Source organism: Amycolatopsis sp. SID8362 (assembly GCF_010550475.1).
Lineage (GTDB): Bacteria > Actinomycetota > Actinomycetes > Mycobacteriales > Pseudonocardiaceae > Amycolatopsis > Amycolatopsis eburnea.
Map to the genome: position 1 here is coordinate 1 of NZ_JAAGNB010001571.1, position 10,806 is coordinate 10,806.

Annotated in this window: 14 protein-coding genes; 8 read left to right on the plus strand and 6 right to left on the minus strand. The window is 71.8% G+C overall.

Annotated features, from left to right (window positions below):
• Positions 1–1,398 (plus strand): YibE/F family protein (locus tag G3I65_RS48615; protein WP_203612718.1); only part of this gene is annotated, 1,398 nt, incomplete at its 5' end.
• Positions 1,399–1,451: 53 nt separating this feature from the next.
• Complete coding sequence (locus G3I65_RS48620; protein WP_160702355.1) at positions 1,452–1,691, plus strand: hypothetical protein; 240 nt, start codon at positions 1,452–1,454, stop codon at positions 1,689–1,691.
• Here G3I65_RS48620 and G3I65_RS48625 read toward each other — a convergent pair.
• Positions 1,663–2,304 (minus strand): hypothetical protein, encoded by a 642-nt coding sequence (locus tag G3I65_RS48625; protein ID WP_160702357.1) that lies wholly within the window; start codon positions 2,302–2,304, stop codon positions 1,663–1,665. The genes G3I65_RS48620 and G3I65_RS48625 overlap by 29 nt on opposite strands.
• Positions 2,305–2,306: 2 nt before the next feature.
• Positions 2,307–2,873, minus strand: a complete 567-nt coding sequence (locus tag G3I65_RS48630) for an MBL fold metallo-hydrolase (RefSeq protein ID WP_160702381.1) — start codon at positions 2,871–2,873, stop codon at positions 2,307–2,309.
• A 147-nt stretch (positions 2,874–3,020) separates the two neighbouring features.
• On the opposite strand from G3I65_RS48630, the gene G3I65_RS48635 reads away from it, so the two are divergent.
• From G3I65_RS48635 to G3I65_RS48650, 4 genes are all read left to right on the plus strand, one after another.
• Positions 3,021–3,899 carry a peptidylprolyl isomerase gene (locus tag G3I65_RS48635; protein WP_160702359.1) on the plus strand — a complete coding sequence of 293 codons (879 nt, stop codon included), beginning with the start codon at positions 3,021–3,023 and terminating at the stop codon, positions 3,897–3,899.
• On the plus strand, positions 3,899–4,678 hold the full coding sequence (locus G3I65_RS48640) for an aminotransferase class IV (RefSeq protein ID WP_160702361.1): 780 nt from the start codon (positions 3,899–3,901) through the stop codon (positions 4,676–4,678). Before G3I65_RS48635 ends, G3I65_RS48640 begins: the two co-directional genes overlap by 1 nt.
• 73 nt (positions 4,679–4,751) lie before the next feature.
• The gene (locus tag G3I65_RS48645; protein ID WP_160702363.1) at positions 4,752–5,528 is read left to right on the plus strand and encodes a LysM peptidoglycan-binding domain-containing protein; all 777 of its coding nucleotides are present in this window, start codon (positions 4,752–4,754) and stop codon (positions 5,526–5,528) included.
• Positions 5,529–5,602: 74 nt separating this feature from the next.
• On the plus strand, positions 5,603–6,166 hold the full coding sequence (locus tag G3I65_RS48650) for a hypothetical protein (RefSeq protein ID WP_160702365.1): 564 nt from the start codon (positions 5,603–5,605) through the stop codon (positions 6,164–6,166).
• Between the two features lie 21 nt (positions 6,167–6,187).
• On the opposite strand, the gene G3I65_RS48655 is transcribed toward G3I65_RS48650, so the two are convergent.
• Positions 6,188–6,967 (minus strand): enoyl-CoA hydratase/isomerase family protein, encoded by a 780-nt coding sequence (locus G3I65_RS48655; protein ID WP_163046885.1) that lies wholly within the window; start codon positions 6,965–6,967, stop codon positions 6,188–6,190.
• A 74-nt stretch (positions 6,968–7,041) separates the two neighbouring features.
• On the opposite strand from G3I65_RS48655, the gene G3I65_RS48660 reads away from it, so the two are divergent.
• Both G3I65_RS48660 and G3I65_RS48665 read left to right on the plus strand, forming a co-directional pair.
• Complete coding sequence (locus tag G3I65_RS48660) at positions 7,042–7,881, plus strand: alpha/beta fold hydrolase (RefSeq protein ID WP_160702369.1); 840 nt, start codon at positions 7,042–7,044, stop codon at positions 7,879–7,881.
• Between the two features lie 18 nt (positions 7,882–7,899).
• The gene (locus G3I65_RS48665; RefSeq protein ID WP_160702371.1) at positions 7,900–8,118 is read left to right on the plus strand and encodes a hypothetical protein; all 219 of its coding nucleotides are present in this window, start codon (positions 7,900–7,902) and stop codon (positions 8,116–8,118) included.
• 108 nt (positions 8,119–8,226) lie between these two features.
• Here G3I65_RS48665 and G3I65_RS48670 read toward each other — a convergent pair whose 3' ends face one another.
• The 3 genes from G3I65_RS48670 to G3I65_RS48680 all read right to left on the minus strand — a co-directional run.
• On the minus strand, positions 8,227–8,565 hold the full coding sequence (locus G3I65_RS48670; protein ID WP_160702373.1) for a hypothetical protein: 339 nt from the start codon (positions 8,563–8,565) through the stop codon (positions 8,227–8,229).
• Positions 8,565–10,223, minus strand: coding sequence for a hypothetical protein (locus G3I65_RS48675; RefSeq protein WP_160702375.1), 1,659 nt, complete (start codon positions 10,221–10,223; stop codon positions 8,565–8,567). Before G3I65_RS48675 ends, G3I65_RS48670 begins: the two co-directional genes overlap by 1 nt.
• Before the next feature lie 143 nt (positions 10,224–10,366).
• On the minus strand, positions 10,367–10,806 hold a 440-nt coding region (locus G3I65_RS48680), incomplete at its 5' end, for a helix-turn-helix transcriptional regulator (RefSeq protein WP_160702377.1).

The following is a 10,806-nucleotide window of genomic DNA, read 5'->3' on the forward strand; positions in this document are numbered from 1 at the left end:
CAGCGCACCGCGACCACCAGCGACCAAGCCGACCCCACGGCGCGCCGACCCCGCCGGGGCGACACCGGCCCCCAGCGCACCGCCCGCCGAGGCGACACCGGCCCGCAACGCACCGCCGAAGACGGCACCCACCCTCCGGTCCAAGCCCCCGAAACCGGCCACGGGCACGGCCATGGGCACGGTCACGGCCCCGCCGCCCCCGCGTCCCGCCGGGTCAAGCTCCTCCTGATCTGGCTGCTCGCCCCCCTCGCCCTGGCCACCGTCGTAGGCATGATCGTGCTCTACCCCTGGGGCAAGGCGTCGCCGACGAGCGTCGTCCCGCAGGGCACGCCCGTGCACGCGAACATCACCACCACCAACACCGGCCCCTGCCTCGCGCAGGGTCAGGTGCAGGTCGGCGACCAGACCGACCCGAACGCGAAGCCGTGCCTGACCGTCGACCTCACCATGACCGACGGGCCGGCGAACGGGAAGCAGCTCAAGCTGACCGTCCCGATCGAGCCCAGCACCCCGCGGTTCACCGCCGGGGACGCCGTCGTGCTCGCCTACAACGGCGGGAACGCCACCGATCCCGCCAGTTTCCAGCTGGTCGACTTCCAGCGCGGGACGCCGCTGCTGGTGCTGGCCGCGCTGTTCGCCGTCGCGGTGCTCGTGCTCGGCCGCTGGCAGGGGGTCGCCGCGCTGGTCGCGCTCGGGTTGTCGTTCGTCGTCATCGCGCTGTTCATCCTCCCGGCCATCCTCGCCGGCGAGAACCCGCTGGTCGTGGCGATCGCCGGGGCGGGCGCGATCATGTTCATCGCGCTCTACCTGACCCACGGGCTGTCGGCGAGAACGTCCGCCGCCGTGCTCGGAACGCTCGTCAGCCTCGCGCTCATCGGGGTCCTCTCCGCGATCTTCTCCGCCGCGGCCTCGCTCACCGGCCTCGACGACAGCACGTCGACGCTCATCGGCTCGCTCGGCCACGGCATCGACGCGCGCGGGCTGCTGCTCGCCGGGGTCGTGATCGGCGCGCTCGGCGTGCTCGACGACGTCACCGTCACCCAGACCAGCGCCGTCTGGGAGCTGCGGCGCGCCAACCCGGACCTGACCTGGCAGGAGCTCTACCGCTCCGGCCTGCGGATCGGCCGCGACCACGTCGGGTCCGCGGTCAACACGCTCGTCATGGCCTACGCCGGGGCCGCGCTGCCGGTGCTGCTGTACTCGTCGATCTCCGGGGTCGGCCTGGGCGCGCTGCTCGGCAGCGAGGAGATCGCGCAGGAGATCATCCGCACGCTCGCCGGCAGCGTCGGCATCGTCGCGGCCGTCCCGGTGACGACGGTCCTGGCCGCGCTGATCGCCTCCCGCGAGCCGTCGACGTACCTCAGCAGCACCACGAAGGCCGTTCCGTCCCACCCATAACACCGGAGCACCCCGGGCGTGCCGGACCAGCGAGAACGCGGTAGGAAGGCGGCATGCTCCTGCTCGCCGGCCCACGGTTCCTGGTCCGCGGCACGCTGCGGGTGGTCACCGCCACCGTCCAGGCCGTGGAGTCGCTCCCGCGCATCGCGGCCGCCCTGGAGGACGTCCGGGCCACGCTGCACCACGTCGAGCGCCTGGCGGCGTACATCGCGCAGGAGGTGCCGGAGCTGGTCTACCAGCTCGAGCAGCTGCGCGAGGATGACGTCAGCCGAGAGTCGCCACGAACCGGCTGACCGCTTCCATCGTGAAGCGCTGCACGTACTTGCCCGATGGCGCCACCGACGCCAGCCGGTAGAGCGGGCGCTCCGCCACGCCGGAGCCGCGCGCCTCCGCCTTCAGCTCGGCGACCAGCAGCTCCCCGAAGACGAGGCCGTTCGCCTCGGTGTTGTTCATCAGCGCGTTCGCCAGCTTCCGCAGCTGCAGGATGCCCAGCTCGCGCCCGCCGGTCCCGGAGAACACCGCGAGGTCGACCTTCGCGACCTTGCCGCGCTGCCCGGCGTTGACCAGCAGGCTGACCGTGCGGCTGCCCCGGACGTCGCCGACGACGAGGTCGAGCCGGGTCGCGGTGACCAGGTCGACGCGGCGCAGGCCCCAGGTGCGCACGAGCAGCGTCGAGCCCTCCAGCCAGACGCGGCGCCGGATGCTGACCGCCATCACGTACAGCAGGGGCAGCGCGATCACGAGCGCGACGACCAGCCCGGTCACCGTGCCGCCGATCAGCCCGGCGACCCCGCCGAACGCCGCGGCCACGATGACCACGCCGATCAGGCCCGAGATCCCGCGACGGCGGCGGCCGCGCGGGTCTTCTTCGAACAGCGCGACCCGCTCGGTCGGCTCCCCGGTCATGCTCACGCCCCCGTCCCGGCGAGGAACGGGTTGCCCGCGCGTTCCCGGCCGATCGTCGTCGCCGGGCCGTGGCCCGGCAGCACCACCGTGTCGTCCGGCAGGCCCGCCAGCAGCTCCCGCACCGCGTCCGCCACGTCGCCGCGGCCCACCGAGCCGGCGAACAGCGTGTCGCCGGTCAGCGCGAGCCTGCCGCCTTCCGCCGTCTCCAGGACGAGCACCACCGAGCCCGGGGTGTGCCCGGGCGAGGGCCGGACGTCGATGTCCAGCCCGGCGAAGGTCCCGGTCTCCAGCGGGACGCTGGCGCCGTCGTGGAGCGGGGCGTCGGCCGGGTGCAGGTGCAGCGGGACGCCGTGCTCGGCCGACAGCGAAGCGGCCGAAGCGACGTGGTCGGGGTGCCCGTGGGTGGCCACCAGCGCCGCCGGGACCAGCCGGTGTTCGGCCAGCGCGGCGGCCAGCGGACCGGCCACCTCCTGCCCCGGATCCACGACCACGCACGGCCCGCCGGCGGCCTCCGCCAGCAGGTAGCAGTTGGCCTGCAGCGGGCCGCTGCCGAACCCGACGACGAGCACCGAACGCCTCCCGGACATCCGCGCCGGATGGCGCCGATCACGATCGGGTTGAGACTAGCGGGCCCTGTACATGGTCCTCACAGGCTGTGCCCATACACTGCCGCTACCTCAGACGTGTGACACGAGCGGAAACCTGGAGGGTACGGGGTGGCGACCAACCAGCAGCGCCGCGAAGCTGCGAAGCGCAAGCTCGAGAGGCAGCTCGAGCGCCGATTGGAGCAGCAGAAGCGACGCCGGAGGATCGGCGCCGGTGTCGTCGGCGTGGCGGTCCTCGTCGTCGCGGGCGTGGTGGTGTGGATCGTCAGCGCCAACGGCGGGGACAGCACCGACGCGGCCGCGTCGTCGTCGTCGGCCACTCCGCCGCCGACCGAAGTCCAGATCCCGACGCAGCGCACCGCGCTGCCGAAGCGGGCCAAGGCGCTGCCGAACCCGACGACGTGCGACTTCAAGGCCGACACGACGGGCAGCAAGGCGCCGAAGAAGGTGAACACCCCGGACGGCAAGAACGTCCCGTCGACCGGAACGGTGAACGTGACGCTGAAGAGCACCGCGGGCGACATCCCGCTGACGCTCGACCGGTCGCTCGCGCCCTGCGCCGTGCAGAGCTTCATCAGCCTCGCGAAGCAGAACTTCTACAACGACACCATGTGCCACCGGCTCGGCACCGAAGGCCTGCAGATGCTGCAGTGCGGTGACCCGTCGGCCACCGGTGACCCGCAGACCGACGGCCAGGGCGGCCCCGGCTACACGATGCCGGACGAGGCGTTCCCGGAGATCAAGTACGGCCGCGGCATCCTCGCCATGGCGAAGACGTCCGCCCCGAACTCCGGCGGCAGCCAGTTCTTCATGGTCTACGGCAACGCCGAAGGCCTCCCGGCGGACTACTCGGTGTTCGGCAGCATCAGCGACGAGGGCCTGAAGGTGCTCGACGCGGTCGCCAAGGCGGGCATCGCGAACCCGAACCCGCAGGACGGCACCGGGGCGCCGACCAAGCAGGTCAAGTTCACGGGCGTCACCGTCCAGTAGTGCCGCCCCGCTACGAGCTGAACGGGGATCCGCTCGGCCCGGACGCCGCGATCGCGGGAATGGTCTCCTACGGCCACTTCACCGCGATGCAGGTCCGGGACGGGCGGGTCCGCGGGCTCGCGCTGCACCTCGAACGGCTCGCGACGAGCACCCGGCTGCTGTTCGGCACCGACCTCGACGTCGACCTGGTGCGCGCCTACGTCCGGCAGGCGATCGCGGGCGAACCTGCCCTTTCGGTGCGGGTCCTGGTCCTCACGCGCTCGCTCGACGAGCCGATGAAGCCGGAGATCCTGGTCCGGACGCTCCCGCCGCACCCGCCCGACCCCGCGCCGCTGCGCCTGCGGACGGTCCGCTACGAGCGCGATCTGCCGCAGGTGAAGCACCTGGGCACGTTCGGGCTGATCCACCACTCCCGCCAGGCCGCGCTGGCCGGGTTCGACGACGCGCTGTTCGTCGACCACGCCGGGCGGATCAGCGAAGCGTCGATCTGGAACACCGGATTCCTGGCCGGCGACACGGTCGTGTGGCCGGAAGCCGCGATGCTGCCGGGCATCACCATGCTGCTGCAGAAGGAAGCCTTGCGACGGCTCGGCGTCCCGCAGGAGACGCGCGAAGTCCGGCCCGCCGATCTCCGCGATTTCGACGCGGTGTTCGTGACGAACTCCGAGACCCCGGGCCGTCCGGTCGCCGCCGTGGACGACCTGGTCCTGCCGCCCGCGGACCGCGCGGTGGCGTTGCTCGCGAAGGCCTACGAAACCGTTCCCTGGGACGAGATCTGAACCGCGTGCGCCCCGGCCCCGTGTAGGGGGCAACACCGGAACCCGCCGGGGTCGCCGGGGAGAGGTGCCGACCATGGCCGAAAACCGGGCTTCCGCGGTGCGCCGCGTCCTCGGGCGGGCCGGGCAAGCCGGCGCCGCCGGTGTCCTCTTCGCCGTGCTCGCCGGGGGTCCGGCGCTCGCGCAGACCGAGCCGCCCCCGCCGTCGGTCAAGTACTTCATCGTGCCGCACGCCGACAACCCGGACGACATCACGTTGTTCAAGATCGCCGAACGCGCGCTCGGCGACGGGAACCGCTTCCCGGAGATCTTCCGGCTCAACCAGGGCAGACCCCGGCCCGACGGCACGCCGTTCGCCGACGCCACGCTGATCGAGCCCGGCCAGGTGCTCCAGCTGCCCGACGACGCCCAGGACCCCGCCGTGCGGTTCGGCCCGCTGCCGGCCGCTCCTCCCCCGGCGCCCGCCCCCGTGGTGGCCGAAGCGCCGTCCGGGGTCGGCGTGGGGCTGGCCTCGGCCGTCAGCGGCTCCGGCGGCCTGCTGACCGGCCTGCTCGCCGGGCTCTGGTGGCGGCGGCGCCCGCAGCTCGTCCCGCCACCGCCGTTCGAACCGGTTTCCGACGACGAGGACGACGGCAGCGGCTCGGTCAGCGGCACGCTGCCGATCCCGGTCGTGCCGGAGGTGCTGCGGGCGGAACCGATCACCGCCGAACACTCGATCATCGTCCTCGACACCGCCGACACGCAGGTGATCGCCGCGGTCCGGCCGGGCTCGCGGTTCCACTTCAAGCTGGGCGGGCCACCCGATTTCGCCGACGGCTCGACCGTGCTCGTCGTCGACGACGACGGGCGGTGACCGGCCCTGCGCTGAACGGCTCAACCGGCGCCGGAACACTGGTCACGGCCCGCCGGTGCCGCAATAGTCGAACGATGACCTCGGATCCGTTCGGGACCCTGCGCAAGGCGCTGTGGATCGGCGGCGCCCCGTGGACCGGGAAGTCCACGGTCGCGCGCCTGCTGGCCGATCGCCACGGGCTGACGACCTACCACCACGACGACCGCGCGCACCCCGGAACCGCGCCCGGCGGCGACGCCCCGGCAGGCGAACAGCTGACCGCGGTGCTGGCGGAGTTCGAGCAGCGGTTCCAGCGGGCGCTCGACGAGCTGCGCGCGTGGGAGTCCCCGCGTCCGATCGTCGCCGAAGGCGGGGGCCTGTACCCGGAACTGGTGGCCCCGCTGGTGGATTCCCCGCGCCGGATGGTGGTGCTCGTGCCGACCGAGCTGTTCCGCCAGCACCAGCTGCGCCACCGGCCGGACGAGCCCACGATCCCGGAGCAGCGAAGCCGGCTGACGCGCGACCGGATGCTGGCCGCGCAGGCGGTCCGCTCGGCGCGGGCCCGCGGCATCCGGGTCATCGAAATCGACGGCAGGCTCGATCCGGCGGGCGTGACCGACGTCGTCGCCGAGCACTTCCGCGAGTACCTGGACGCCTGATTCCCGCTCGGTGCGGGGAAATCAGCGGAAGGTGAAGCGCGGCGGGCGGCGCTCGAGGAACGCGGCGACGCCCTCCGCGTAGTCCTCGCCGTGCAGGGCTTCGGAGCGGATCTCCTCGACCTCCGCGTCCGAGGTCTCCTGGCCGGCGACGATCTTCTCGATGATGCGGTTCATCCCGCGGATCGAGGCCTGGGACCGCGAACACAGCGTCTCGAGGAACTCCGCCGTCGAGGACTCCAGCGATTCCGCCGGGAAGACGTCGTTGAGCAGGCCGATCTCGCGGGCCCGGCCCGCGCTGATCAGCTCACCCGAAAGCAGGAAGTACTTGGCGTGCGCGGGCCCGATCAGGGAGACCAGCTGGCGCGTCGAGTCGAAGTGGTAGACGATGCCGAGCTTCGCCGGCGTGATGCCGAACCGCGAACCTTCCGCGGCGAAGCGGAAGTCGCAGGCGACCGAAACCTGGCAGCCGCCGCCGATGCAGTTGCCCTGGATCATCGCGACCGACGGCTTGCGCATCGAGGTCAGCGCCGCCACCGCGCCCTCGACCGCCTTGTCGTAGCTCGCCGCGCCCTCCGCCGTCGTGCGCAGCTCGCCGAACTCGCTGATGTCGGCGCCCGCCGAGAAGTGCTTGCCCGCGCCCGCGATCACCAGCACCTTCAGCGCCGGGTCGGCCTCCACCTCGGCCACCACGTCCGGGATCGCCGACCACATGCCGTAGGTGATGGCGTTCATCTTCTCCGGCCGGGTGAAGGTCAGCCGCGCGACCTCGCCGTCGCGCGTCAGCTGGAATCCGTCGGTCATGAACCGCACCCTAACCGCTCGCCCTCAGCGAAACGTGCGGTGTGTGACGTGGTCGTGTCGCTAGCTTGGGTTCCATGGCGGTCATCGAGGTGGGCGGGACGGCGTTCGGTTACGACGAAGCGGGAGAGGGGCCCGCGGTCGTGCTGCTGCACACGGCGATCGGCGATCGCCGCATGTGGGACGCCCAGTTCGCCGCGCTCGCCGCCACGCACCGGGTGATCCGCTACGACCGCCGCGGCTTCGGCGAAACCGCCGACGGCCCCGGCGAGTTCGCCCACTACGAAGACCTGCTGGCCGTGCTCGATGCCCGGGGGATCGAGCAGGCCGCGCTGGTCGGGGCGTCCATGGGCGGGGCGTGCGCGCTGGACGCCGCCCTCGCCGCACCGGAGCGGATCACCCGGATCGCCCTGCTCGGCTCCGGCCTCACCGGGCACGAGTGGCCGGACCACATGCAGGCCGACATCGCCCGCCTCACGGCCGAGATCATGCCGCTCGAGCGGCTCGCCCGCTACCGCGCCCGCGAAGGCGACGTCGACCCGGCGGACGTCCGGGCGATGGCGGACGCCAACATCCGCTACATGGTCGCCGGCCCGTCCCGGGACGTGTCCGTGCTGCCGGCCGGGATGGTGGCGCTGGTGCGGGAAATGTGCGAGCAGGTGTACCGGCACGACTGGACGGCTCCACAGTGGACGGAGCGGATCCCGGACACCCGGCACCGGCTGGCGGAGATCACGACCCCGGCACTGGTGGTGATCGGGACGGCCGACGCGCCCGGCCTGATCGAGCTTTCCGAGCACCTGGCGGAGTCCTTGCCGGCCGCCGAGCTGGTCGAGCTGGCCGACACGGGTCACCTGCCGTCGATGGAACGCCCGGACGAAGTCACGGCCCTGCTGCACAAGTTCCTGCAGGGGTGAGTCTCGCCGGGTGATGTCATGAACGACTCGTTCACCTCGCCAGACGACAGGGTTGCGGCAAAGTCGCTTGAGCGGCCGTGCTACCGGTGTCGGAACGGCCACTTCGGCGACCGGAGTGGCCAACACACCGCAGACCCGGACGTGTTGGCCGCTCCAGTCGTTGTGTTGGCCGCTCCAGTCGGCATGGTGGCCACTCCGGTCGGCGCGAACCCCGAAGTCGCCAACAGCATCGTCTGAGGAGATGAATGAGTCATTCACGGCACCGGCGACCGACTTTGCCGGGACCCTGACGCCAGACGACATGAACGACCCGTTCATGACATCGCCGCGCCGTCCGAAGAGGACTCAGGTGAAGATCTTCTGGACCTGGTCCGAAATCTTCGCGACCAGCTCCGAGAACTGCGCCAGCCCGCCCAGCAGGCCCTTCACCTTCTCCCACCGGCTGCGCACCACGGCGGGCTCGGCGTCGCCGGCGCGGAGGTCGGCCGTCAGGTCGGTCAGCGTGTCCTCCAGCACCTCCTGCTTCGCCAGTTCCTTGCCGCGCACCTCGGCCGTCAGGCGCTCGACCAGGTCCAGCAGGGCCGAGACCGCGGCCTCTCCCCCGCCGCCGTCGATGCCCGTCTGGGTGATGTCGCCCGAGTTGTCGCCGCCGATGCTGACCTTGTTCGAAATCCGGTGTCCCATCAGGCCTCCGTCCTGGTCGCGTCCTCGGGCTTGCCGGGCGGGCGGCGGCGCCGGTCGCCGCGCACCCCGGTCTGGGTTATCGGGGCGCGGTTGTCGCCCTCGATGGTGATGTCGTTGTTGATCACGACCGCCGCCTGCTCGTCGAACTTGGCCGTCGAGAACCCGGCGTCGCCGAGGAGCTTGCCGATCGCCGGCAGGAGGCGGCTTTCGATGATCTTTTCGTAGCGTTCGATGTCGACGAGCTGGAAGTAGTCCGTGAACAGGTTGACCGATCCCAGTTCCCGCAGTGTTTTCGCGGTGCCGTAGCGGTCCGGGTCGAGGACGCCGGGCTCGCGGCCGGGCCGGCGGATCCACGACGCGAGGTTCGCGATCCGGACCGGCAGGCTCGCCGGCATCTCCAGCCACGCCAGCAGGCCCTGCCCGAACGGGCGCAGCGAGTCCGGCCGCATCTTGTCCACCGCGCGGTACTCCGCCTTGACCGGCGGCAGCATGAACGGCGTCCACTCGACGTACAGCGTCGTGTCGTCCACCGCGACGTGCAGGAACGTCGTCAGCACGAGCTCCCGGTCCCAGGTTTCGACCTGGAAGCAGAGGTAGTAGCGCGCCCATTCCTTCGGCTCGGTCCGGAGCTGCCCGACGTGTCCCTCGGTCAGCCGCGTGTGCGGCGGGTGCTCGATGTCGGGCAGGTAGGCCGCGGCTTCCGGCTCCGCCAGGTGGTCGATGAGCTCGGCGGCCGGGGTGAACACCGCCTCGGTCACGGTCAGCCCGGCCAGCCGGCGGTCCGGGGACAGCGCGCTGGAGTTGCGCAGGTTCCCGATCGCCGCGCGGATCCCTTCGTACAGCGCTTCGGTGGTGAGCTCCGGCCGGGATTCCGGGACGTCTTCGACGCGCTCCAGCGGGATCGCCATGGACCAGGCCGCGCGCCGGAACCCCGCGCCCACGAAGGGGTTGTAGCCGCGGTACACCACCAGTGGCGCGCCGGGGCTACCCGCGAATTCGTCGTCCCGCCGGAACCGGGCGAGCTGTTCGCGGAAGTCTTCGGTGAACGCGCCGGTGAGGCTGCCGGTGTCGGGCGACGGCGGGGCGAGGCGCCGGAAGCGGCTCGTCAGCAGGTTCCACAGCGACCACCGCTCGATCGTCACCACCACGAGCACCACCACGGCGAGCACGATGCCGACGACGAGCCGGGCCGTGTCGCCGCCCGAGGATTCGTCGTAGTAGTCCTCGTACCGCGCGGCGTACCGGCTGCGGTCGTCGTCGAAGAGCACATCCGAGTAGGTCACCAGCAGCCAGACCGCCACGACGGAAAAGCCGATCACGACGAGCGTCTTCGGGTTGAAGGTGCGCTGCGTCGCGTAGGCCGTCTTGCCCGCCCGCGCCGCCACGAGCAGGACCGAGACCACGATCCAGGCGTACAGCAGCACGTTGTCCCACGACAGCGAGACGACGACGGCCATCAGCAGCACCAGGATCGCGTCGTAGTTCTTCCGGCGCGCCCGCGCCCGCACCGCCTCGGTGAGCACGCGGCCCGTGTCGATGCCCGGCGACGCCGGGACCGGCCGGGTGGGCTCGACGAGGAATTCCTTGATCGCCCGGGTGCCGAAACCGGGGTCGAGGTAGGACGCCGCGCACAGGTACCGCGTGGTGTCGTCGGACATGCTGCTCCCTCCGGCGCAAACCCGCGCATTTCCGGCCCACCTGCAATTTGCAGACCGTAGCATGCGCTCGCCGATTCCGGGGACGGTATTTACACCCTGGTCCCGCGGTTCCGGGAATCGTCGGAGGACAATTCCCGGACACGTCACGACAACAACTTCGCGGTCAGTTCCCCGCGGCTGCGGACGCCGGTCTTGCCGAACACCGACTTCAGGTGGTCCTGCACCGTGTGCGCCGAGATGGCCAGCCGCTCCGCGATGTCCACTGTGGACAAACCGGCGAGCACCTCGCGGCACACGTCCCGTTCCCGGGCGGTCAGCCCGTAGGCCGCGAACAGCACGCTCAGCAGTTCGGCACCGGACGCGCGGCCGACGGTCACCACCGTTTCGCCGTCGTCATCCCCGGCCACCAGCCGGCCGGCGTGCAGCAGGATCCAGCCGCCGTGGGCGTCGCGGACCCGCGCACGAAAGGTCCCCGTGGCCGCCGCACGCGCCCCGACCACCACGGCGCGCACCAGCACCGCGAACCGGCCGGGCGCGATTTCGTCCACTTCGGACCGCCACCGCGCGGCCGCCGCGGTGGCGG

Coding starts and splice junctions, on each gene's coding strand:
- G3I65_RS48660 (WP_160702369.1), top strand. CDS start 7,042: ATGGCGGTCATCGAGGTGGGCGGGACGGCGTTCGGTTACGACGAAGCG.
- G3I65_RS48655 (WP_163046885.1), bottom strand. CDS start 6,967: ATGACCGACGGATTCCAGCTGACGCGCGACGGCGAGGTCGCGCGGCTG.
- G3I65_RS48670 (WP_160702373.1), bottom strand. CDS start 8,565: ATGGGACACCGGATTTCGAACAAGGTCAGCATCGGCGGCGACAACTCG.
- G3I65_RS48620 (WP_160702355.1), top strand. CDS start 1,452: ATGCTCCTGCTCGCCGGCCCACGGTTCCTGGTCCGCGGCACGCTGCGG.
- G3I65_RS48675 (WP_160702375.1), bottom strand. CDS start 10,223: ATGTCCGACGACACCACGCGGTACCTGTGCGCGGCGTCCTACCTCGAC.
- G3I65_RS48625 (WP_160702357.1), bottom strand. CDS start 2,304: ATGACCGGGGAGCCGACCGAGCGGGTCGCGCTGTTCGAAGAAGACCCG.
- G3I65_RS48645 (WP_160702363.1), top strand. CDS start 4,752: ATGGCCGAAAACCGGGCTTCCGCGGTGCGCCGCGTCCTCGGGCGGGCC.
- G3I65_RS48650 (WP_160702365.1), top strand. CDS start 5,603: ATGACCTCGGATCCGTTCGGGACCCTGCGCAAGGCGCTGTGGATCGGC.
- G3I65_RS48665 (WP_160702371.1), top strand. CDS start 7,900: ATGAACGACTCGTTCACCTCGCCAGACGACAGGGTTGCGGCAAAGTCG.